Origin of the sequence: Bradyrhizobium sp. CCBAU 25338, from assembly GCF_028128965.1 — a bacterium.
In the GTDB taxonomy this organism is placed as follows: Bacteria; Pseudomonadota; Alphaproteobacteria; order Rhizobiales; family Xanthobacteraceae; genus Bradyrhizobium; species Bradyrhizobium liaoningense.
This window is the reverse complement of record NZ_LFKY01000002.1, coordinates 720956-743164: the sequence shown is the minus strand read 5'-3', so window position 1 is coordinate 743164 and position 22209 is coordinate 720956. Positions and strand designations below refer to the sequence as shown.

The 22209-nt window shown below is 65.7% G+C and carries 23 protein-coding genes and 1 tRNA gene; 14 read left to right on the top strand and 10 right to left on the bottom strand.

Going from position 1 to position 22209, the window contains the following annotated elements:
- Window position 1: 1 nt before the first annotated feature.
- Entirely contained in the window at window positions 2–1213 is a 1212-nt protein-coding gene (locus ACM42_RS04890; RefSeq protein WP_271526853.1) for an ABC transporter substrate-binding protein, read from the bottom strand.
- A gap of 166 nt (window positions 1214–1379) precedes the next feature.
- On the opposite strand from ACM42_RS04890, the gene ACM42_RS04885 reads away from it, so the two are divergent.
- From ACM42_RS04885 to ACM42_RS04855, 7 genes are all read left to right on the top strand, one after another.
- The gene (locus ACM42_RS04885) at window positions 1380–2078 is read left to right on the top strand and encodes a TetR/AcrR family transcriptional regulator (RefSeq protein ID WP_271526852.1); all 699 of its coding nucleotides are present in this window, start codon (window positions 1380–1382) and stop codon (window positions 2076–2078) included.
- Window positions 2056–2616: a carboxymuconolactone decarboxylase family protein gene (locus ACM42_RS04880; RefSeq protein WP_271526851.1), complete on the top strand. Its 561-nt coding sequence runs from the start codon at window positions 2056–2058 to the stop codon at window positions 2614–2616. Before ACM42_RS04885 ends, ACM42_RS04880 begins: the two co-directional genes overlap by 23 nt.
- 1 nt (window position 2617) lies before the next feature.
- Window positions 2618–3463 carry an SDR family NAD(P)-dependent oxidoreductase gene (locus tag ACM42_RS04875; protein WP_271526850.1) on the top strand — a complete coding sequence of 282 codons (846 nt, stop codon included), beginning with the start codon at window positions 2618–2620 and terminating at the stop codon, window positions 3461–3463.
- 355 nt (window positions 3464–3818) lie between these two features.
- Window positions 3819–4364: a DUF2087 domain-containing protein gene (locus ACM42_RS04870; RefSeq protein WP_333921149.1), complete on the top strand. Its 546-nt coding sequence runs from the start codon at window positions 3819–3821 to the stop codon at window positions 4362–4364.
- Window positions 4361–5317 (top strand): alpha/beta fold hydrolase, encoded by a 957-nt coding sequence (locus ACM42_RS04865; protein WP_271526849.1) that lies wholly within the window; start codon window positions 4361–4363, stop codon window positions 5315–5317. Before ACM42_RS04870 ends, ACM42_RS04865 begins: the two co-directional genes overlap by 4 nt.
- Window positions 5292–5876 carry a HutD/Ves family protein gene (locus ACM42_RS04860; protein ID WP_271526848.1) on the top strand — a complete coding sequence of 195 codons (585 nt, stop codon included), beginning with the start codon at window positions 5292–5294 and terminating at the stop codon, window positions 5874–5876. The genes ACM42_RS04865 and ACM42_RS04860 overlap by 26 nt, the downstream gene beginning before the upstream one ends.
- Window positions 5877–5991: 115 nt before the next feature.
- Window positions 5992–7182, top strand: a complete 1191-nt coding sequence (locus tag ACM42_RS04855) for an adenylate/guanylate cyclase domain-containing protein (protein WP_271526847.1) — start codon at window positions 5992–5994, stop codon at window positions 7180–7182.
- Window positions 7183–7212: 30 nt separating this feature from the next.
- On the opposite strand, the gene ACM42_RS04850 is transcribed toward ACM42_RS04855, so the two are convergent.
- From ACM42_RS04850 to ACM42_RS04840, 3 genes are all read right to left on the bottom strand, one after another.
- Window positions 7213–7506 carry a hypothetical protein gene (locus ACM42_RS04850; protein WP_271526846.1) on the bottom strand — a complete coding sequence of 98 codons (294 nt, stop codon included), beginning with the start codon at window positions 7504–7506 and terminating at the stop codon, window positions 7213–7215.
- A 258-nt stretch (window positions 7507–7764) separates the two neighbouring features.
- Window positions 7765–7944, bottom strand: coding sequence for a hypothetical protein (locus ACM42_RS04845; RefSeq protein ID WP_271526845.1), 180 nt, complete (start codon window positions 7942–7944; stop codon window positions 7765–7767).
- 242 nt (window positions 7945–8186) lie between these two features.
- Window positions 8187–8555, bottom strand: a complete 369-nt coding sequence (locus tag ACM42_RS04840) for a rhodanese-like domain-containing protein (RefSeq protein WP_028180978.1) — start codon at window positions 8553–8555, stop codon at window positions 8187–8189.
- Window positions 8556–9072: 517 nt separating this feature from the next.
- Between ACM42_RS04840 and ACM42_RS04835 the strand changes: the two genes are divergently transcribed.
- The 3 genes from ACM42_RS04835 to ACM42_RS04825 all read left to right on the top strand — a co-directional run bounded on the left by ACM42_RS04835 (window position 9073) and on the right by ACM42_RS04825 (window position 10589).
- Entirely contained in the window at window positions 9073–9297 is a 225-nt protein-coding gene (locus tag ACM42_RS04835; protein ID WP_271526844.1) for a hypothetical protein, read from the top strand.
- Between the two features lies 1 nt (window position 9298).
- Window positions 9299–9508, top strand: a complete 210-nt coding sequence (locus ACM42_RS04830) for a hypothetical protein (RefSeq protein WP_028180976.1) — start codon at window positions 9299–9301, stop codon at window positions 9506–9508.
- Between the two features lie 283 nt (window positions 9509–9791).
- Window positions 9792–10589 (top strand): adenylate/guanylate cyclase domain-containing protein, encoded by a 798-nt coding sequence (locus tag ACM42_RS04825; RefSeq protein ID WP_271526843.1) that lies wholly within the window; start codon window positions 9792–9794, stop codon window positions 10587–10589.
- Window positions 10590–10858: 269 nt separating this feature from the next.
- Here ACM42_RS04825 and ACM42_RS04820 read toward each other — a convergent pair whose 3' ends face one another.
- From ACM42_RS04820 to ACM42_RS04810, 3 genes are all read right to left on the bottom strand, one after another.
- Complete coding sequence (locus ACM42_RS04820) at window positions 10859–12562, bottom strand: amidohydrolase (RefSeq protein WP_271526842.1); 1704 nt, start codon at window positions 12560–12562, stop codon at window positions 10859–10861.
- A gap of 453 nt (window positions 12563–13015) precedes the next feature.
- Window positions 13016–13091 (bottom strand) — tRNA-Ile (locus ACM42_RS04815).
- Between the two features lie 428 nt (window positions 13092–13519).
- The gene (locus ACM42_RS04810) at window positions 13520–14494 is read right to left on the bottom strand and encodes a Bug family tripartite tricarboxylate transporter substrate binding protein (protein ID WP_271526841.1); all 975 of its coding nucleotides are present in this window, start codon (window positions 14492–14494) and stop codon (window positions 13520–13522) included.
- A 106-nt stretch (window positions 14495–14600) separates the two neighbouring features.
- On the opposite strand from ACM42_RS04810, the gene ACM42_RS04805 reads away from it, so the two are divergent.
- The gene (locus ACM42_RS04805; RefSeq protein WP_271526840.1) at window positions 14601–15575 is read left to right on the top strand and encodes a TAXI family TRAP transporter solute-binding subunit; all 975 of its coding nucleotides are present in this window, start codon (window positions 14601–14603) and stop codon (window positions 15573–15575) included.
- A gap of 72 nt (window positions 15576–15647) precedes the next feature.
- Here the strand turns inward: ACM42_RS04805 and ACM42_RS04800 are convergent, their stop codons facing one another.
- From ACM42_RS04800 to ACM42_RS04790, 3 genes are all read right to left on the bottom strand, one after another.
- Window positions 15648–16862, bottom strand: coding sequence for an ABC transporter substrate-binding protein (locus tag ACM42_RS04800; protein WP_271526839.1), 1215 nt, complete (start codon window positions 16860–16862; stop codon window positions 15648–15650).
- Window positions 16863–16962: 100 nt separating this feature from the next.
- The gene (locus ACM42_RS04795; RefSeq protein ID WP_271526838.1) at window positions 16963–17856 is read right to left on the bottom strand and encodes a helix-turn-helix transcriptional regulator; all 894 of its coding nucleotides are present in this window, start codon (window positions 17854–17856) and stop codon (window positions 16963–16965) included.
- Between the two features lie 156 nt (window positions 17857–18012).
- Window positions 18013–18144 carry a hypothetical protein gene (locus ACM42_RS04790; RefSeq protein WP_271526837.1) on the bottom strand — a complete coding sequence of 44 codons (132 nt, stop codon included), beginning with the start codon at window positions 18142–18144 and terminating at the stop codon, window positions 18013–18015.
- Here ACM42_RS04790 and ACM42_RS04785 point away from each other — a divergent pair.
- From ACM42_RS04785 to ACM42_RS04775, 3 genes are read left to right on the top strand one after another with little or no spacing between them, the layout of a single operon-like run.
- Complete coding sequence (locus tag ACM42_RS04785; protein WP_271526836.1) at window positions 18143–18970, top strand: substrate-binding domain-containing protein; 828 nt, start codon at window positions 18143–18145, stop codon at window positions 18968–18970. The genes ACM42_RS04790 and ACM42_RS04785 overlap by 2 nt on opposite strands.
- Window positions 18971–19024: 54 nt before the next feature.
- Window positions 19025–20131, top strand: coding sequence for a molybdopterin-binding protein (locus ACM42_RS04780; protein WP_271526835.1), 1107 nt, complete (start codon window positions 19025–19027; stop codon window positions 20129–20131).
- A gap of 13 nt (window positions 20132–20144) precedes the next feature.
- Window positions 20145–22094, top strand: a complete 1950-nt coding sequence (locus tag ACM42_RS04775) for a molybdopterin biosynthesis protein (RefSeq protein ID WP_271526834.1) — start codon at window positions 20145–20147, stop codon at window positions 22092–22094.
- The last annotated feature ends 115 nt before the right edge of the window (window positions 22095–22209 follow it).

Here is a 22209-nt window from a genome sequence, read left to right as displayed (position 1 = left end):
ATCAGTTCTTCAGGAGATCACCGAACGGCACCCAACGCGTGCCGTCAAAACGGATCAATTGAAGGCTCGTCATAGGCGTAAAGCGCTCGGGCGAATTGCTCACGGCGGTGCCGTTGATCAGCATCGGCAGGCGCACGTCCTTCATGGAGGTCGCCTGCTTCATGACGTTGGTGCGGGTGAGGTCGTTGCCTGATGCCTTCAGCACGGTCACCAGCGTCTGCGCGATGGTATAGCCATAGACGTTGAGCCAGTCGCTCTTGTTGGCCTCCGGCATGTACTTGTCCATGAACGCCAACCACTCCTTGTAGCCGGCATCGTCCTTCAGCGCGGGGTCGGTCGCGTCCTTCAGGTACTGGCTGGAGATGACGCCGGTGGAATTGTCCTTGCCGGCCGGCTCCAGCACGCCGCTGATCGAGGCGGAGACGTTGGAGATGATGGTGACCGGTTTCCAGCCGATCTCGCCGATCTTGCGGATCGCCTGCGCCGCGAATTTCGGCGTCGCCGCGACGAGCACGACATCCGCGCCCGCGGTCTTCAATTGCAGGATCTGGGTGTCGACGGTCGGGGCCGAGGTCTCGTAAGCCGCCCGCGCGACAATCGCTTCGCCGCTGCCGAGTCCTTCCTCCAGCGCCTTCAGATAGTCCTTGCCGAGATCGTCGTTCTGGTAGAGCACGCCGACCTTTGCGTTGGCGTGGCTCGCCTTGATGTACTTGGCGTAGGCGATCGCCTCGTCGCGATAGGTCGGCTGCCAGCCGACGGTCCACGGGAAATTCTTCGGGTCGTCCCACTTGGCGGCGCCGGAGCCGAGGAAGAGCTGCGGCACCTTGCGGTCGTTGAGATATTTGTGCACGGCGCTGTTGGTCGGCGTACCGACGCCGCCGAAGATCAAAAGCACTTCCTCGCTCTCGACCAGTCGCCGGGTCTGCTCCACCGTCTTGGGCGGGCTGTAGGCGTCGTCGGCGATGATCATCTGGACACGCCGTCCGTTGACGCCGCCCTCGTCATTGACTTTCCGGAAATAGGCTTCCGCCGATTTCGCGATCTGCGCGAAGGCCGACACCGGGCCGCTCAGCGGCGCGGTGGTGCCGATCTTGATAGTCTTGTCGTCGGCGCCGGGATCGTATTTCGCGCTTTGGGCCTGGGCAGTGCTTGCTGCGAGCAGCGGCAACAGGATGCAAGCCGCGGCTAGGCGAGGGCGGGCAAAGCGCGCCATGACGTCGTCTCCCAAAATTGCTCTCCGCCTCTCGATGGAGCGGAGTTGAACGCGAGAACAGTGCCCGAAAGCGATCTTGCGGGCCGCGACCGTTGCCGCCAGACTGGCGAAACGAACGATCGTTCGTACGGTTGACTAGCGAACGATCGTTCGTTAGTCAAGCCACATGGCTGTCCACACCTCCAGCGCGGCGGAAGCGGCTGCGCCCACCACTCGCGAGCGCATCCTCACCGAGGCGCTCAATCTGTTCGCGCAGAGCGGCTATGGCGGCGCCTCGATGCGCGAGCTCGCGCGTCGCGTCGGCATCCGCGAGAGCAGCCTCTACAATCATTTCCCGGGCAAGGCCGCGATCCTGGAGGCGATCGTCGCCGAGCACGGTCCCGCCAGCTCGGCGAGCCGGCTGGAGGAGCCGCGCTATAGGCAGCTCGCGCGACAGCCCGCCGCGTTCTGCCGTCAGTTCGCGCTCGACCTCGTCGAGCAATGGTCCGATCCGCGCGAGCACCAGTTCCAGAAGGTGATCACCGCCGAGCGCAACCGCGTCCCCGGCATCCGTGCCAAATTCGCCGATCATTTCTATGCGCGCGAACAGAGCCTGATGACGGATTATTTCCGCGGCTTCTCGCTCGCCGGCCTGATCTCGACGCCCGATCCGCGCGAGACCGCGCGGCTGTTCGCCGCCGGGCTGATCTACATCCGTCTCGAACACTACGTGATGGGCGCGGCGCCCTCGCCGCGGGCGAAGGTGATCGAGGCGCTCGACCGCTACCTCGCGTTCTTCCTGTCGCTGATCGCGGCAGGGAATGACGACGACAACAAGAAACGAAAGCCCAAGGGAGAAACGCGTGGCAAGGCTGCCCCTGATTGATCCGGAGACGACGAGCGGCGACATCCGCGCCTCGTTCGACCGCATGCCGGTCAAGCTCAACATCTTCCGCATGATGGCCCACGCCGAGGCCAACATGATCCCGGCGATGCGGCTCGGCAATTCGATCCTGCACAAGCAGAAGCTCTCGGCCGTCAACCGCGAGCTGCTGATTCTCCAGGCCGCGCAGCTCGAAGGCGGCGCCTATGAATGGCGCCAGCATGTGCCGATCGCGCTCGGCGTCGGCTGCACGCAAGCCCAGATCGATGCGGTCGAGCGCAGCGACTACGATGCCGCCGCGCTGAGTGAAGCCGAACGCGCGCTGCTGAAGTTCGGCCGCGAAGTGGTCGAGAACGTCCGCGTTGCGGAGGCGACCTTCGCTGCCGCGAGAAAGCACCTCAGCGACCAGGAGATCGTCGAATCCATCGTCACGCTCGGCTTCTACATGATGATGGCCCGCCTCACCGAGGCGACCGAGACCGATCTGGATCCAGCCGCCGGCATGAAGGTCTATGACGGCGGCAAGAGGCCGGGCGGCTGAGATGTCGGAGCCCGAGAGCAAGCCGGACCGCTACGTCCGCCCGCCGAGCGCGGAATCGCTGGGCGAGGCCCCAGGCAGGGGACGCCTGAAAGGGCGCCGCATCCTGATCGTCGGCGGCGGCCAGCGCGTCTTCGACGCCGCCACAGATCCGATCGGCAACGGCCGGGCCATGAGCATCCTGTGCGCACGCGAAGGTGCGAAGGTCGCGGTCGCCGATCTCAACCGCAGCGCTGCCGAGCAGACCGTCAAGCGCATCACCGATGAAGGCGGCGAGGGCTTTGCCATCGCCGCCGACGTGACGTCCGAGGCCGACGTCGTTCGCATGATCGCGGAAGCGCACGGCGCCATGGGCGGGCTCGACGGCATGGTGCTGAACATCGGCACCTTCGGCAAGGTCGGGCTCGATGCCGTCAGCCCCGAGGAGTGGAATAGAATCTACGACGTCAACGTCCGCGGCCCCATGCTGTGCTGCCGCGCCGCCCTGCCGAAATTCGACGATGGCGGCGCCATCGTCTTCATCTCCTCGATCGCCGCGCTGAAAGCCGGCTCGCAGATGGCGGTGTACGATTCCTCCAAGGCCGCGCTCGGCGGCCTCATGCGCAACATCGCCCACCTCGGGTCGCGCCGCGGCATCCGCGCCAACCTCGTCTATCCCGGCCTCGTCGACACACCCAACGGCCGCGAAGCCGGCGCCGGCCGCCCCAACCGCGGCAAGGGCCACGTTCCCTTCGGCCGCCAGGCCACCGCCTGGGAGATCGCCTACGCCGTGCTGTTCTTCCTCTCGGACGAAAGCGTCTACGTCACCGCGCAGACCCTCGCGGTCGATAGCGGCTTAAGCGGGATGTAGGCGCGGCCGCGCTCGTACCGAGCTGATGTGTGACCGCTGCCGACAGTTCATATCGGCTGCGACAGCGGCATTGACGTCGAAGTAGCGTCGCCGATTCCGCAACACTCGGCGCTCCGACCGCGATACCGCGCATCGCGGATGGCGGGCCCTTGAGCTCGCCGGGCGTCTATAGTAAGGGTTTGCCCGGGTCTGCAGTTCACCCAGGCGTCACCGTCCCGCGAGGGAAGCTAAACCTGCAAGGCTCAATCGAATCGACACCAAACCTCGTGCCGCGTCGTAAGCCGGTGACCTCCGACAATCCACCTGTGGATCGGCACATCGAGGATTGGTCATGTCCAGAACACCCATTGCGTTCGTGGCGGGCGACATCTCTGCGCTCGCGAAATCCCTGCGCGCCCAGCTTCTGGAGCGCACGTCGCCACCGGGTCACGTCGAGTTGCTCAACATTCTGGCGCGTGCGACGGGACACCGGAACTATCAGCATTTCCGCGCAGGTGCGGTCGGCACTGCCGTGGATGACCGCGGGACGCCGGCGACCCGGGACGAGGCGGTCGATCTGAAGCGCGTGCAGCGCGCGGCGCGCCATTTCGATGAACGCGGCAGGCTGCTTCGCTGGCCGGCCCGCCACAATTTGCAGCAGCTGAGCCTCTGGGTGTTGTGGGCCGGCTTTCCGCCGCGATGCAGTCTGGCCGAGGCGGAAGTGAAGACGCTGTTGAATCGTCAGCATGCCTTCGCCGATGATGCCTTGCTGCGCCGCGCGCTGTGCGATCACGGCCTGGTCGTCCGCACGTCCGACGGGCGCGCGTATCGCCGGATCGAGCGTCGGCCGCCGGCGGAGGCTGCGGCGCTTCTGCGTTGCCTCAAGGCCGGCACAGCCGGGCGACCGGAAGCCGCGACATGACTGCAAATCCAGACGCATTTCCGCTCGCCGGGCCTGCTCCAGTCTCGGTGCGGACCTCTCGCGGCGCGATCCAGTGCGCAATCGCGGGCGAGGGGCCGGCCATTCTGGCCGTCCATGGGGGCATGGGCGGTCACGACCAGTCGTGGCTGCTGGCCCGCGCCCTCGCGAAGACGTTCAGGGGCAAGCGGGTGGTGGCCGTGTCCCGCCCCGGCTATCTCGGCTCGGCCCTCGAGCTTGGCGCGTCACCCGACGAACAGGCCGATCTCTACGGCGCGCTGCTCGACGCGATCGGGATTTCGACCGTGGCGGTCGTCGCGGTCTCCGCCGGCGGCCCTTCGGCGCTGCAATTTGCCGCGCGGCATCCCTCGCGCTGCCGCTCGCTCGTGCTGGTCTCGGCCTGCACGGGCACGCTGCAAACGCCGCCGGAGATTGCCACGCGCCTGCGCATGATGCGCCACCTTGCGCGTCTTCCCGGACTGCCGCGCGTGCTGAGGTGGCAGGCTGAACGAAATCCGCAAGCCGGTGCGCGCCGCTCGATCCCCGATGATGCCATGCGCGAACGGACCTTGAGACATCCGGCGGCAGGTCCGCTGTTCGGCGCCTTGCAGTCGAGTGTGTTCCAGCGTCTGCATGCGCGGCTTCCTGGGACCGTCAACGACATCGCGCAGTTTGCCGCGCTGGGACAGTTGCCCGCGGGATCGATCTCGGCGCCCACCCTCGTCGTGCACGGCCGCGCCGACAACGTCGTGCCGTTCTCGCATGCCGAGAATGTCTGCCGGGCAATCCCGCAGGCGAAGCTGCTGGCGCTCCCCGATGGCGGCCACGTGTCGCTGTTCACGCATTTGGACGTGGTGCGGCAGGAAGCCGAACCGCTCCTGGACGCGCGCGCCGGCGCTCCATCGCACCCTCTTCGTGTCGAGGATCTCCATGAAAGCAACACTGCTCAAACCTGACGACTATACCCGCTCGCCCTGGAAGAACGGCGGCGGCATCTTCACCGACATTGCGGACGCTCATCGGGACGATGCGCCGCAGAAGAACTGGGACAGCCTGCTCTGGCGATTTGCTTCGACGCCGATCGTGGCGCCCGGCCCCTTCTCCTACATGCCAGGCATCGACCGTTTGCAGATGGTCGTGGGCGGGCGCGGGCTGGTGCTGAAGTCGCCCACGCGGGAATTCGACGAACGTGAACCTTTTACGACCGTGCGCTTCACCGGCGAGCTCGAGATCGTCACCGAGCTCGAAGCCGGCCCGGTGGAGGTCGTGAACCTGATGGCGCGGCGCGGTGCGGCGGAGATTGATCTCCTCGCGCTCAGGGAGCCCGGCGAGCGGCCGCTCGCGGTGGGCACGCATCTCGTCTACGCCGCGCGCGGCGAATGCCGCATCCGTCTCGATGACGAGAATTTTACGATTCTCGACGAGGGCACGCTGAAAGTCGAGCTGACGGAGCCAGCGACGCTTGCGCTCGTCTCGGGCCTCGCAGTGCTGGGATCGATCCGGCTGCTCGCTTAGGCCGCCGCTGCGCCGGTCGCCCGCTGCGCACAATCCATGCAACTGGCCAGGTTGACGCCGCCGGGCCGGAGCATGATATCTGCCTTGCAACAGACCGCAGCTCGAGGGGCAGAATATGACCGCGCCAGACAAACATGCCCCCACGCCTGCCGATGGCGTCATCGACTGGCTGACCAACGGCACGCGCGATGAGCGCTTCATCGACGATATCTTCGCGCAGATGTGCATCCGCCTCCAGCAGGACGGCATTCCCGTGAAGCGGGCGACGCTCCACGTGTTGATCAATCACCCGCAATGGCTGGGGGCCCGCATGATGTGGTCCGACGGGAGCCGCGAGGCCGAGATTGCGCTGGTCGACTATGAAGTCCGCGAGCGGCCCGAATATATCGGCAGCGCCGCCCACGAGATCCATGACGGCGCCACCGAGCTGCGCGAGAGGCTCGAGCAGGATCCCTCGCTCGGCCGCAAGCACGCCCTCTATGACGAGATGCGCGCTAAGGGCCTCACCGATTATGTCGCTTGGCCGCTCTACCATACGCTCGGCAAGCGCCACATCGTCACCTTCGCGACCGACCGGCCCGGCGGGTTCGACGATGCGCATATCGCCGGCCTCAAGAAGCTGCTGCCGGTGCTGGCGCTGGTCAGCGAGATCCGCATCAAGAACCGCCTGGCCCGGACGCTGCTGGAGACCTATGTCGGCTCCCATGCCGGCGAGCTGATCCTGGCCGGCGCCACCAGACGCGGCACCGGCACGACGGTGCGCGCCGCGATCATGATCTGCGATTTGCGCGATTTCACCAAGATCTCCGACAACTGGCCGCGCGACGACGTCATCGACCTGCTCAACGACTATTTCGACGCGATGTCGGAGCCGATTGCGCGGCACGGCGGCGAGATCCTGAAATTCATCGGCGACGGGCTGCTCGCGATCTTCCCGCTCAGCGCGCCCGATGCCTGCGCGAACCTGCTGCATGCCGTGGCCGAGGCCCGGCAGGCCATGGCCGCGCTGAACGAACGGAACCAAGGCACCGGCCGCGCGCCGCTGAACTACGGCATCGGCGTCCATGTCGGCGACGTCATGTACGGCAATATCGGATCGACCAGCCGGCTCGACTTCACCGTGATCGGCCCGGCCGTCAACATGGCCTCCCGCCTCGAGGCGCTGACCAAGACGATCGGCAAGAAGGTGCTGCTGTCGCGCGCCTTCGCCGAGCTGGTGGAGAGAGAGTTCGCGCTGGAGCATGTCGGCCAGCACGAGGTGCGCGGCTTCAACGAGCCGATCGAGCTGTTTGCGTATCCGGAGTGAGGGCGCGAACGGCTGCCGAAAGCGAGGCGTCTATTTGCGGTTCGTGCCGGTTGAGTTCGGCAGGGCCTGCTGACCGCCCTGGGTTTGCCTGGAGGGGTCGTTGTCTCCCGACCGCATGGTCGACGACTTCGCCGGCGCGCTGCCGCCGCCGCTATTGTTGTCCGAGGGCGTATTGAGGCTGGAGGCTCCCGCTCCGGTCGTCCCGCCGGTCCCGGTCGAATTGATGCTCGATCCAGTCCTGGACGCTCCGGTGCCGTCCTGCGCGAATGCGGCGAGGGGAGAGGTGAGAGCCGCAACGAGCGCTGCGAGCACGAGTGCTTTCATGTCCGCTCCTGTGCGTTGAGGTCAGGCAGCCCCGGCCCGGTGGTCCGGGGGCGGGGTCGGGCCGAGGCCGCCATGTGCCGGAATTGTGGAACCCCGGCGCGAGCCAATGCGCGGGAACGCGGGGCGTTCCTATTCCTGTTGGTGGCGCGGCGTGTCGCCAAAGCATGATCCGGAAGAGTGCGCAGCGGTTTTCCGAAAAGATCATGCTCAAACAACAACCTATAGCGCGAGGGCGAACCATCCTAATCGCATCGCGCTTTAGGCCGACCAGCGATCCTGCTCTTCCCGGTGTGCGTGCTCGTTGAGCCGGTCGGCGATCTCATTCGCAATCTGCTCCGATTCGGCCTCGGCGACGGGCTCGCCCTTGTGCGTCTTCAGCTTGTCCTTGTCGGCTTCGATCGGGAAATCGTCGGGCTTCAGTTCGTTTTCCCTGGTCATGACACGCCTCACGCGGTTCTCGGCAGAGGGAAAACGCGCGTGAAGGCGGATCGTTGCGTCAAGGATGAAGCTTCGATCGACCGAGCAAGTCAGGCGCCGCCGATCGCCCGGGTGACGGTCCCGCTCCCCGCTCCTGGCGCAGGAAGCACCAATCGGGGCGCGGCACCAAGGTCCGCGCCCCCAGATCGATCGTTCATGGCCGTGATGTGCAAGCGCCAGGAAACGGGAACTGCCTGTTCCGCCTATTTCTCGACTGCCCCGGACCAGTCCTTGAAGCCGCCGACGTTGTAGACCTTGTCGTAGCCCATATCCTTCAGCACCTTCCCGGCCAGCGCCGATCTGCCGCCGGACGCGCAATAGAGGATGACGGTCTTGGTCTTGTCGAACGCCTTGTCGTGATAGGGCGACTCCGGGTCGGCGCGAAATTCCAGCATCCCGCGCGAGACGTTCACGGCGCCCGCGATCTTGCCGCTGGCGGCGACTTCCGGCGCATCGCGAACGTCGACGACCAGCGTGTCGCCGTTCTTGATCATCTCGGCCGCCTGGTCGGAGGTGATCTTCGGGACCGCCGCGTTCGCAGCTTCCAGCATTTGCTTGACACTCGTTGCCATGGTTTCTCTCTCCTGCCGCCCCCGCGGGAGGATAGCACAACGCTTTTCGCTGCGCCTCCTCCAGTCGATCGACGCCGCGCCGCGCAAGCCGGCGTTAGCCCGTCATGTGACGGGCCGGGCGTCGTGCGGATGCGCAATTGAGGGCGCCTTGGTGAAAGAGATCGCCGCGCAGGACTCGTAAGCTGGTTTCGTTGGCGGCTCAGACGACGAATGCCGCCCGCGTCATCGGGAGGCGAGGCAAGCCCCGGTGCAACAGAAGAGGTGATCGGCGACATCAGGCGCGACAACGAGAGGAGACGTCAATGCCAACCTGCTCCGCAAATCTTCATGGTCGAACCGGGCGCTGCGCCGTTTGCGACGGCCAGTTCGGCTTGGTCAGGTATTACGCGTGGCGCAAGCCTCTCTGCTCGAAGAAGTGCGTCGAACGTTTCGCGACCCGCCGCCGGGATGACCGCGACTGGTTCGGCCGTGTCCCGATCGCCTTCGAAATATCTCCAGAGAACCACGCGAGGATGCCATGACCCTGCAGATGTCACGACGAGGCAAGCAATACATGGAAACGGCGCAGAGCCTGCTGCGCGCTGCGATGAGCATGACCGACGAGGTGGTCGCGACGCGGCTGAAGCTGCTGGCCGATGATTATCAGCGCCGCGCCGAAAAGGCCTCGAGCGTCGATGCCGCCAAACCGGCGGCGCGCTCGGCGGCCAGGCCCGAATACGATTGGTCGAAGGAGCTGACGTGAGATGATCAGGATCATCGCCGTGCTCTGCAGCCTCTCGTCTCCGACGGACTGTCATGAACAGATCGTCACGACCTCGGACTTCGCGGATGTGACGATGCAGTCCTGCCTGATCGGCGCGCCGCAGCTCGCCGAATGGATGGCGCAGCATCCGGCCGAACGTCTGGCCGGGTGGCGCTGCACGATCGGCAAACAGGGCGGCAGAGGAATTTAGGCTGCCAGCCTGGGGGCGCAGTGCAGGGCAATCGCAAATGGCATCTTCTCAGGGAGAAGCCAAGCGCATCGGTGCCCGCTGAAACTGCTGCCGCGCACTCCGTCCTCATCCTGAGGGCCCGCCAACGGCGGGCGTCTCGAAGGATGGCCACAGGGATGTCGCTTCCACATGCGATTGCTCTGCAGGGCGGGGGGGGGCGGATTGGGAGTCCGGTTGCCAACGCCGGGTTGTGCGACTAGGTTTTGCGACAAGCTACGCCCAAACGGTCTTTGGCCGCACATTCATGCCGAAATTCCTTCGCATCGGTGTCCATCAGTCGAACGTCTCCGGGTACACGTCGAAGGCGTGGTGCGTCAGGCGCGTTGGCTCGGCGGTCTTCCTGAAGTGGGGCGCCGTGGAGGTGCATGGCGCCGGTGCCGGCCGCAAGGTCTACTGGTCGCGTCTGCCGCAGGAGAAGACAGTTCGTTGCGGCAGCGCGCAGCGCGCGCAGGACTACACCAAAGCCGCGATCGCGCGGCGCCGCAATCATCGCTACGAGCCGCTGACCGGACCCATCGCGAACCGGAGCCCCTCGGCCGCACGCAGCGCCGAGCTCAAGCAGGCCCTCGCCACCATCCTGATCGTCGACATCGTCGGCTCCACCGCGAAGGCGGCCAAGCTCGGCGATGCGCGCTGGACCAAGGTGATGGGCCACTACTATGCCGCCGTTCGCAAGGAGCTGAAGACGTGCGGCGGCAAGGAGGTCGTGACCACCGGCGACGGCGTGCTCGCGACCTTCAAGAAGCCCGCCGCCGGCATCGCCTGCGCGACGGCGATCCAGAAAGCCATGCGCACGCTGGGCCTCGAGATCCGGGTGGGCCTGCACGCCGGCGAATACACCATCAGCGGCGGCGAAATGGTCGGCCTCGCCTTCCACATCGGCACCCGCGTCGCAGCGAAAGCGCGCGCCGGCGAGGTGCTGGTGTCGAGCGCGGTGAAGGAGCTGATGACATCGCAGGCGCAGATCAGCCTGAGGGATCACGGCGTGCACCGGCTCAAGGGCGTGCCGGAACGGTGGAGGCTGTGGCGGGTGGAGGGGTGAGGGATCGCGGGGCCATTGATGTAAATCCCTTCTCCCGCGCGAGCCTGTTGCTGGTGGGATGTACTAGAACTCGTGGAACAAAGCGGCCTGCTCGACTTGCCGATGCCCCATCATGATCTTCAGTCCTGCCAACGAGACAGACTGAATCACTGATCTACCTGCGTCCTTTCAACAGAAGCGCCCCTTAGCTGGCCCCAGCCCTTCGCGCCCTCGAAGTGAGAGGACCGACCAGCGGTCCGTATTTCCTTCAATTTCGAGCTCACTGTACTTCAGCGCTGGAACACAACCCTGCCGCCGACGATCGTGATGTCCGTCTTTATGTCCTTGATCTGCTCCTCCGGTACGGCCAAGTAGTCCGCGGAAAGGACCGCGAAGTCGGCAAGCTTCCCGGACTGGATCGTTCCCTTCCGCCCTTCATCGAACGTGTAGCGCGAAGCTGCAGACGTATAGAGCCGGAGTGCCTGCTCGCGGCTGATGGCTTCCGAGGATCCGTACACGCTTCCCTTGGGATCCTTTCGGGTCACCATGATGTACATGTTGAGAAACGGGTTAATCGGGTTGACGGGAAAGTCGGTGCCGGCACCAAGACTGTCAAGCCCCATCGTCGCGATCAACGTCTTAGTCGGCACCGCGCGGTCGGCGGTAGGCCGACCCAAGAAGCGTTCGACCGTCGCGGCCTTGTCCCACATGAACACGTTCTGGAAATCCACTCTGACCCCGAGCTTGCGCGCACGCTCCATCTGCTCCGGCCTGATCAGACTCGCGTGAATGAGAACGAAACGACGATCCCGGATCGACTTTTCCTTGTCGACTGCTTCAAACGCGTCGAGAACCTGGTCGATGCCGAGGTCGCCAACGACATGAACCCCCACACGCCAACCGAAGCGGTTACAGATCGAGACGAGCTTCGTCAGCCGCTCGGGGGTCTGTTGGGCGACGCCGTGGTAGTTGTCGTGAGAGTCAGGATAGACATCGCGCATCAGCGCCGTCTTCAGAGTCATGCCGCCATCGTAGAAGATCTTGATGCCGGCAAACCTGACCCAGTCGTCGCCGAATCCGGACGAGGCGCCGTTCCCCGACATGACGGCTTCCCACGAGCTAAGATCGGCGGGCGGTTCTGGCCGGAACATCAAACCTGTTCGCAGGGTCGCCTTGCCAGACGCCGCGATCTTCTGCAGGATGCGGACGTCGCGCGCTTCCGTCGCACCTTCGACTGCGCTTGTGATTCCAAAACTGTTGAGCGCGCCTTCGGCGATCATGAATTGTCTGATCTCGTCTTCTTCCGTCCATGGCGGAACGGCCTTCTCGACGCGGTCGATCGCCGTCTCGACGAGGACGCCAGTCAAGTCGCCGGTCGAATCGCGCTCGAAAGAGCCGCCACTCGGATCGGCGGTGGTCTTGTCGACACCAACGATTTCCAAAGCCTTCGTGTTCGCCATCGAGAAATGCCCGACGGTTCGCAAATAAACCGGGTTATCTGGAGCGACGCTATCGATCTCCTGCCGTGTCAGATAGCGTTTCTCCGCAAGTTGCGACGGGGGATGCCACGCGCCACCCACGATCCATTCGCCCGGCTTCTTCTTGACTGCGAATGTCTTGATGGCTTCGAGTGCGTCGGCGACCGTCTTCGCACGGCTCATATTGACGACGTAATCCGCAAGACCGGCAGCCTTGAAGTGGGCATGGGTGTCGATCAGACCGGGAACCACGGTCTTGCCGGAGACATCGAGTACCTGCGTGCGCGCGCCGGCAAGCGACCGGATCGATGCGCTAGTCCCTGTTGCAAGAATTCGTCCGTCCCGAACTGCGATCGCCTCGGTCACGCTCGATTGCTCGTCGAGCGTCAGAACCTTTCCGTTGACGAGAACGAGGTCGGGCGCTCCGAGGTCCAGCGGCTGAGCCACTGTCGAAGGAGCGCCTGCTATCAGCACTAGTGCGCCAAGCGTCGCGAGTGTCGCCAACTTGCAGGCCATTGCATCCCCCTCAACACTCGTTGTTCAATAGACGAACAGTTCTTCTTCCCAGAGTACTTTCCGATCAATTGCGGATCAATGCTTCGTCGAACGATCACGCCGCGGTGGTTGCGCACCATCGGCAATGATCGTCGAACAATCGAAAAGATTGCTGCCAGGACGACCGTTCCGGGATGGGCATGCGCTTCAATCTACCTGCATCTGCGAGCCAGCGCCGGCCGCTCGAACTTCACCAGCAGGGGCGCGGGCTCCTGCCTGAATGCCCATGATGACGCGCTTGCGCTCGGGGAATCGCCTCGTCCATATGCCGTGCTTGCGAGCGCAGCGTAGGCCGGATCGTGGAGCATAATCCGCTTCGGCCTCTATGAGATCGAGTCGTTCTGAGAACGAGATTGAGTCGTTCAAGGCGGAGATCGAGTCGCTTTCAAAGTGTCCGCATAGTGGCGGGGCAACTGGTGGGCCCGGCAGGACTCGAACCTGCAACCAGACCGTTATGAGCGGCCGGCTCTAACCATTGAGCTACAGGCCCCGCCGCGAGGCAGCCGCGGGGAGGCGGCCGGCAACGGTGCGCGGTTCGTTTACAGGGCCCGAGGCGGGGGTGCAATCCTCAAGCGTTTTCAAGGCGAAGGGGTCCCCGGTTCGCGCCTGGAAACGCGCGTCAAACAGCGCGGCCTGTTCGAGGGGAGCCGCCGGCGCTGCGCGGAACATGCGGCGTGTCGAATGATCGGATCATTGCGGAATTCGGAATAGTCGCATTTTGCCACTGTTTTGCCCGACAAGTCAAACGGCCCTCGCGATCATCCGGCCGGGGCCCATTCGGGGTGTCCGTAACCCGCTGTGATTGCACACCTCTTCTACTGTGCATGGGGTTGTTTTCGCACTTTTTGCTTTGAGAGGGCCTGTCGGCCCCCTCAAACGCCGTGCCGGCGAGCGGCGGCCTCCGCGGCGGGGCGCTGCCTAGTCCACCGAGACCCCGGCGAACTCGACCACCTTGCGCCACTTCTCCGTCTCGCTCGCGACCAGCTTGCCGAACTCGGCCGGCGTCATCGGCTTGGGGATGCCGCCGGTCTCGGCGAGCTTTGCCACCAGCTTCGGGTCCTTCAGCGCTTCGCCGACGGCCTTGTTGAGGATCTCGATCACCTCGGGCGGCGTGCCCTTCGGCGCGGAGATGCCGTAGAAGCCGACCGATTCGAAACCCGGCACGGTCTCGGCGATCGCGGGCACGTCGGGCACGCTCGGCCAGCGCTGCGGCGAGGTCACGCCCAGCGCGCGGACGTTGCCGCCCTTCACCTGCTCCATGGCCGAGGGCAGATTGTCGAAGATCAGCTGCACCTTGTTGGAGATGATATCGGGGAAGGCGATGGCCGAGCCGCGATAGGGCACGTGCACCATGTCGCACTTGGTCAGCACCTTGAACAGCTCGGCCGACATGTGCACCGAGGTGCCGTTGCCTGAGGAGGCAAAGGAGATCTTGCCGGGATTGGCCTTGCAATAGTCGACGAACTCCTGAACCGTCTTCGGCGGAAACGCGTTGGAGACGACCAGCATGTTGGTGAGTTGCATGATGCTCGCGACCGGCACGGTGTCGCGCAGGAAGTCGAACGGCAGCTTCTTGTAGAGCGAGGTCGAGATCGCGTTGTTGGGCGCGACGAACAGCAGGGTGTAGCCGTCCGGCGGCGAATTGATCGCGGCGGCGGCGGCGATGTTGCCGCCGGAGCCGGTGCGGTTCTCGACGATGACCTGCTGCCCGAGCCGCTCCGACAGCCACTGCGCCATGATCCGCGCCACGATGTCGACCGGGCCGCCGGCGGAAAAGCCGATCAGCCAGTGCACGGGACGGTCGGGATAGGCGGCGGAGGCGGGAGGGGTGGTGCTGAAAAGACCTAACAGGACTGCGAGCCCGAACAAACCGTGACGCAAAATTCGCACCATGACGTCTCCCATTGCTTTATTGTCGTTGGCTGCATGCTTTCACAAAATCGGGTCGCTGCCTATATCGTCGCAAGTCGGTGTTGACGCAGGTCCGCCAGGAGCGGCCATGAGATTCGCGATGATCCTTCTCGGTGCGGCGCTGCTCGCAAGCCCGGCTGCCGGCCAAACCGGAGGCACGGCCATTCCGACCACGACGATCAGCCTGACGATCAGCCTCGGGACCGCGACGCCCGGCGGCGGCTTCCCGCTCTATGGCAACGCCTTTGCGGGGGTCATGAACGCGGCCGATCCGCAATTGTCCATCGCACCCCGCAACACCAAGGGCAGCAACGAGAACATCCCGCTGCTGGAGAAGGGCGAACTCGATCTCGCGCTGGTCGCGGGCGAGCCGGCCTATGAAGCCTTCGCGGGCATCGGCCGCGCACCCGTGCGGCTGAAGATCCTCACGGCGATCTATTCCAACCCCGGCATGTTCGTGGTGCGCGCGGACAGTCCCTACAGGACGATCCGCGATCTCGTCGGCCAGCCCGTGGCGTTCGGCGCCAAGGGCTCGGGCCTGCCGATCCTGGCGCGCTATGTGCTGGACGGGCTCGGCCTGAAGCAGGACGATGACTTTAGGGCGGTCTATCTCGACCGCGCCGGCGATGGCCCGGCGATGGTCGAGGACGGCCGCGTCGCCGCGCTGTGGGGCGCCGGCATCGGCTGGCCCGGCTTTGCCGCGGTGGCATCGAGCGCTTCAGGCGCGCGCTTCATCGCGCCCAGTGCCGAAGAGATCACGCGCATCCGGGCCAGGCACGCGTTCCTGAAGCCGCTCACCGTGCCGGCGGGCAGCTATCCGAACCAGACCGCGCCGATCGCTTCGCTGGGGTCGTGGAGCTTCGTCCTGACGCGCGAGGATCTGCCTGACGATGTCGCCTACCGCCTCGCGAAGACGCTGCACGGCGTCGAGGCGACGTTGTGCAGGAAGCTCGCGCAGGCCTGCGAGACCACGGCGGCGAACACGGTCGCGGCCACGCCGAAGGCCGAGCTGATCCATCCGGGCGTGATGAAGTATCTTCGCGAGATCGGGGTAGTGAAATAGCGAATGGCGAGTTGCGAATAGCGAATGGAGGTGTTCCCCCATTCGCCACTCGCTATTCGCCATTCGCCAATCTCACTTCTTCACCATCGCACAGGCTTGGTCCGGCGGCCCGAACGCCTTGTCGCCGGAGATGGTCGTGAGGATCTTGTAATAGTCCCACGGATATTTGCTTTCCTCTGGCGTCTTCACCTGCACCAGCCAGAGGTCGTGCACCATCAGATTGTCCTCGCGCAGTTTGCCGTTGCGGGCGAAGAAATCCTCGATCGGTTTTTCCCGCATCTTGGCGGCGACCTTGAGCGGATCGTCGGTGCCGGTTTCCTTGATGGCGTTGAGATAGTGCATCACGCTGGAATAGACGCCGGCCTGCCACATCGACGGCATCTTGTTCAATTTGGCGAAATACCGCTTCGACCATTCGCGGGTCTTGTCGTCCATGTCCCAGTAGAACGACGTGGTCAGGAGCAGGCCTTGCGCCGCCTGCAGGCCGAGGCCGTGGATGTCGGTGATCAACGCCAGGAGCGCCGCCATCTGCTGGCCGCCCTTGAACACGCCGAATTCCGAACCGGTCTTGATCTCGTTCATGTTGTTGGGGGGACCGGCGGCAATGCCGATGATCTTGGCCTTGGAGGCCTGGGCCTGCAGCACGAAGGAGGAGAGGTCGGGGGTCGCCAGCGGCGGCCGTACCGAGCCCAGCACCTTGCCGCCATTGGCGGTGACGACCGCGGACGCATCGCGCTCCAGCGAGTGGCCGAAGGCGTAGTCGTCGGTGATGAAGAACCAGCTGTCGCCGCCGCGCTTGACCACCGCATCCGCGGTTCCAACCGCGAGCGCGCGGGTGTCGAACACCCATTGGATCGCGTAAGGCGAGCAGAACTTGCCGTGGAAATCGGCGGTGCCGGTGGAGTGGGTGATGAACAGCCGCTTTTTCTCGTTGGCGACGTTCTGCACCGCGAGCCCGACCGCGGAGACCGGCACGTCGACGATCAGATCGACCTGGTCGACGTCGTACCAGCGCCGCGCGATCGTGCCGCCGATATCGGCCTTGAGCTGGTGGTCGCCGATCACGATGCTGATCGGCTTGCCGAGCACGGTGCCGCCGAAATCGTCGATCGCCATCTGCGCCGCGGTCACCGAGCCCTGGCCGGTCGGCGCGGAGGCGGGACCGTTCATGTCGGTGAGCACGCCGATCTTGACGACGTCGTCGGAGACCTGCGCCATTGCGGCACCCGGCAGCAAGGCCGTCACCAAGGCAGCCGCGACCGGCAGTCCAAATCTGGTTGGATACACGCTTGTCCTCCCCTGAGCCGGCTCGTTGGCCGGTGTTGCATCCGGGTATGGCCCGGCTGAATTGGTTTCTTTTGCAACTATTCGGGGGCAGACGTCAACGTCAGGCCGCGAAGCGGATCTGTCCTGCGGGCGAGGGATCGTAACCGGTCAGCTCATCGGCGCGCTGGTGCAGCCGCCGGTCGTTCAGGAAGCGGAGCACGGCCTGCATCGCCGGGCGGAAATAGCTGCGCTGCCGCATCGCGAGGTCGAGATTCTCCCAGACCAGCGGCACGAAATCGAGACCGGCCGAGCGCGCCGCCGCGCGCGTCGCGATGCCGCAATCGGCCTGGCCGGCGCGGACCAGTTCGGCAAGATCCGGCCCGGTCAGGGCTGCGGTTTCGATCCGGCGCAAATCGCGCGTCGAGGCGCCCGCGCGCTTCAGGAGCACGTCGAGCAGCATCTGCGCGCCCGTGCCCTGTTGCCGCATCGCCATCCGGGCGCCGAGTGCGAGCACGTCGGTCAGGCTGTGCAGCCGCTTGGGATTGCCGTGCGGCAGCACCAGACCCTCTTCGCGGCGCACGAACGCGACCAGCACCACATCATGCAGGTCCGGCGTCGCCCGCAGGGCTTCGATACTGGCATCGCTGGCGAGATCGTCGGAGGGGGTCAAGGCATGGAAGTGCACCGCCGCTGCCATCACCTCGTTGCGCTGCAGGCGCTCCAGCCCGCGCGCGCTGCCCTCACTCATCGATCCCAGGCCAGAGCCGGATTCGCGCAGGCTCCAATCCAAGAGTTCGTCCTGGCTGCCGCCGACGACCGGCGGCGGCTCCGCGATCATCATGCCGGCCGGACGTGCCAGTCCCGACAGGACCCAGAGGTCGAGTTCGTGCCGCGGGAAGAGCCATTTCCCCGTCACTTTGGTGCAGGGGATCGCACCGGTGGTGACGAGTTCGTAAAGCTTGCGTTCGCCGAGCCGAAGATAGTCGGCGGCTTCGCTGGTCGTCAGGAATTCCATCCTGCATTCCTATGCAAATTATTGCTTCTTTTTGACGCCCGACGCAGGTGGAATTCTGCATTTCAGATTTTTTGTCGGCGGGAACCATGCCCGATCATCTCGCCGCTTTGCAATACATCAGCACGCGCGTCTTCTGCTTTGGTGAACGATCCTGAATCAATCGCTCGCGAGGCGCGCTTCGGCGGCGTTGCCGAAATTTCCCGGCCAGGCCGCGCGCAAGCGCGTCACGAGTGCGGCGCAATCGCTCATCATCATGATCGCATCATAGCCAAGGGGAACCCCGATCATGGGCCGCCTGTCCGTTGTATTTGCGCTTCTCTGCGGGCTTGCCGCGGGCGTTGCGGCGTCATCCGCGGAAGACCGCGCCATCGTCCTCGCCACGACCACGGCGACGCAGGAGTCCGGCCTGCTCGATCATCTGCTGCCGATCTTCCGCGACAAGACCGGCATCGTCGTCACCGTGATCGCGCGGCGCGCCGACGAAGTGCTCGATGGGGCACGACGGGGCGAGGTCGACGTCGTGCTGATGCACGCGCGGCCCCAGGAGGAGAAATTCATCGCGGACGGATTTGGCGTGAAGCGCTACGACGTGATGTACAACGATTATGTGCTGATTGGGCCGAAGAGCGACCCCGCGGGCGTGAAGGGCAAGGACATCGCGACGGCGCTGAAGGCGATCGAAGCCAAGGGCGCGCCGTTCGTGACGCGTGGCGATCGGTCGGGCACCCACGCCGCGGAACTCGCGCTCTGGATCGTCGCCGGCATCGACATCGCCGGCGCCAAGGGCGCCTGGTATCGCGAGGTCGGGCAGGGAATGGCCTCGGCGCTCCACGCGGCGCGCGCCGCGAATGCATATGTGCTGGCGGACCGCGGCAGCTGGATCGCCTTCAAGGATCGCGGCGATCTCGACATCGTCGTCGAAGGCGACAGGCGGCTGCTCAACCAGTACGGCGTGATGCTGGTCAACCCCGCGAAGTTTCCGAACGTGAAGAAAGACCTCGGGCAGACCTTCATCGACTGGCTGACATCGCCGGAGGGGCAGACGGCGATCGCCGGCTACAAGGTCGACGGGCAGCAACTGTTCTTCCCCAACTCGGACAGGTCGGGCGGTTGAGGCCCGCATCGCCGGCGGTTGCCAAAGCGGGCGATGCATGGTCCATCATGGCACATGACCCAGCGCCTGCCACCATCGCTGACGCCGCTCGACACCGCCCTCGCCGCGTTGCTGGACGGGCTTGAGCCGCGTGCAGTGGTGGAGCTGCAACTGGCGGAAGCGGCCGGCTGTATCGCGGCGGGCACGCCGCTGCTCGCGGCCCGCCCGTCCCACGACATCGCCGCCGCGGACGGCTGGGCGCTGCGCGCCAACGGTCTCGTCGGCGCGTCCTCTTATTCGCCGCTGCCTTTGACAAGCGCGCCCGTGTGGGTCGAGGCCGGCGACGCGATGCCGGCAGGATCCGACTGTGTGCTCGATGCCGATGCCGTGGAGGTGTCGGGGCCGCTCGTGCAGGTGCTGGCGGAGGGCGTGCCCGGACAGGGCGTCCGGCGCGCCGGCAGCGACATCGCGGAAGGCGCGCCTGCCGGCGCCGAGGGCTATCCGGTCGGTGCGGCCGATCTCTTGATGGCGCGCGTTGCGGGTCTGGAAAAGCTCGGCGTGCGGCGGCCCCGGCTGCACATTGTCAATGTTCCGGGCGCAGCGGCAACGATGCATATGGTCGCCGGGCTCGCGCGGGCGGCGGGACTCGACGTCGAGACGCGTCACGCTCGAGCACGCGACGAAGCATCGATTGCCGATGTGCTCGATGCGTCCTCTTGCGATCTTCTGCTGACGATCGGCGGCAGCGGGGTTGGCCGGCAGGACGCCGCCATCACGGCCCTGGCCCGGCGCGGTGAGGTGATGGTGCACGGCCTTGCGCTCGCGCCCGGACGCACTGCCGCGGCCGGACGGCTCGGACAGGTTCCCGTCGTCGCCTTGCCCGGCTCGCCCGATCATGCGCTTGCGGCCTGGCTCGCGCTCGTGCTGCCGCTCGTCGATCGTCTGTCGGCGCGTCGGCCGCGCCAGCGGATGACCCTGCCGCTCGCGCGAAAAATCGCATCCAGTGTCGGCATCGCCGAGATGGCTTTGCTGGCCGGGGAACATCGCGCCTGGATGCCGCTTGCCGTGGGCGAATGGCCGCTCCAGGCCATTGCCCGTGCGGATGCATGGCTGCTCATTCCCGCCAGTCACGAGGGATTTGCGGCAGGTACGCCGGTCGATGCCCATCTGTTGCGGGAGTGATATGGGTCCTGGCATGACGATGATCCCGAAATCACCGGACCGCAGCGCGCTCGAGCAAGAGCAGTTCCTCAGGATACTCTCGCGCGAGGAGGCCCTGGCGCGCTTCGAGGCGGCCTTGTTCCCGCGCGCGCTTCCGAGCGAATCGCGCAAGCTCGCTGCTGCGCTCGGTGCGGCACTCGCCGAAGATGTCACCGCGCCGATCGACGTGCCGCCGTTCGACCGGTCCAATGTCGACGGCTTTGCCGTGCGCTCCGCGGATCTTGCGGCGGCCGGCGAGGGCGCGCCCGCGCGCCTCGCGCTGAATGGCGAGACCATTCATTGCGGCACCGCGCCGAGCCTGCAGGTGGCGGCCGGCACCGCGACGCCGATTGCCACCGGCGGTCCGCTGCCGCGCGGCGCCGATGCCGTGGCCATGGTCGAACACACCCAGCCGGCAGGCCTCGATGCGATCGACGTCCGTCGCGCCGTCTCGCCGGGGCAATTCGTCTCGTACGCCGGATCCGACATCGCGCGCGGCGAGGCGCTGCTGCGCGCCGGCACCCTCATCGGCTCGCGTGAGATCGGCATGCTGGCGGCTTGCGGCATTGCCGAGGTGAGTGTCGTGCGCAAGCCGCGGGTTGCCGTGATCTCCACCGGCGACGAACTGGTTCAGCCCGGCCAGCCGCTCGCGCCTGCCGAAATCTACGATACCAACGGCGCCATCGTCGCGGCCGCGGTCGACGAGAATGGCGGCGAGGCCATCTTCCTCGGTGCCATTCCCGACGATGAAGCCAGGCTCGAAGCGGCCATGCGCCGCGCGCTTGCGGACTCCGACATGCTGGTGCTGTCGGGCGGTACGTCGAAAGGCGCGGGCGATCTCTCCCATCGCATCATCGGCCGGCTCGGCGCACCCGGCATCGTCGCGCATGGGGTTGCGCTCAAGCCCGGCAAGCCGCTGTGCCTTGCGGTGTGCGACGGCAAGCCAGTGGTGATCCTGCCGGGCTTTCCGACCTCGGCGATGTTCACCTTCCACGACATGATCGTGCCGGTGCTGCGCAGGATGGCCGGCCTGCCGCCCCGCTCCGATGCGAAGGTCAACGCAAGCGTGCCGGTGCGCATCGCCTCCGAGCTCGGCCGCACCGAATTCATCATGGTCTCGCTGGTCCAGGGCAGGGATAGCCTGATCGCCTATCCCTCCGGCAAGGGGTCCGGCGCGATCACGTCATTTGCGCAGGCGGACGGTTTCTTGCGCATCGATGCGCTGGCGGACCAGATGCCGGCCGGGACCGAAGCAGAGGTGACGCTGTTCACGCCGCATGTGCGCGTGCCCGATCTCGTCATCGTCGGCAGTCATTGCACCGGCCTCGATCTCGTCACCGCACCGCTCGCGCATGCCGGCTTGACCGTGCGCTCGATCGCGGTCGGCAGCCTCGGCGGGCTTGCGGCGGCCAGGCGCGGCGAATGCGACCTCGCGCCGATCCACCTGTTCGACGACAGAAGCGAGACCTACAACACACCTTATCTCGTCGAGGGGCTCGAGCTCGTCCCCGGCTGGCGGCGGATGCAGGGCATTGTGTTCCGCAAGGGCGACACGCGCTTCGAGGGCCTGAACGCGAAGGATGCGGTCGCTGCCGCGCTCGCTGACTCCACCTGCATCATGGTCAACCGCAACCAGGGTGCCGGCACACGCATCCTGATCGACCGGCTGCTCGGCGGCCTGCGGCCGGAAGGCTATTGGAACCAGCCGCGTTCGCACAATGCGGTCGCGGCGGCCGTCGCCCAGCGCCGCGCCGACTGGGGCATGACCATCGCGCCGGTCGCCCATGCGGTCGGCCTCGGCTTCATACCGCTGGCGGAAGAGCATTATGACTTCGCACTGGTGACGGCGCGCAAAGACCGGCCAGCCGTGCGGGCCTTTCTCGACGCACTCGGCTCGGACGAGGCGCGCGCGGCACTCGAGCGAGCCGGATTTCGGCCCGCGTAGCAACCTTGCAGGAGACCTCGCGCGCCAACATCTGGCTGGAGGAAAGGACCGGCACGAGCAGGGTCTATGGTGACGGGGCTGGTGGTGCCGCCGGCGGCCACAGCGGAGCGGTCTG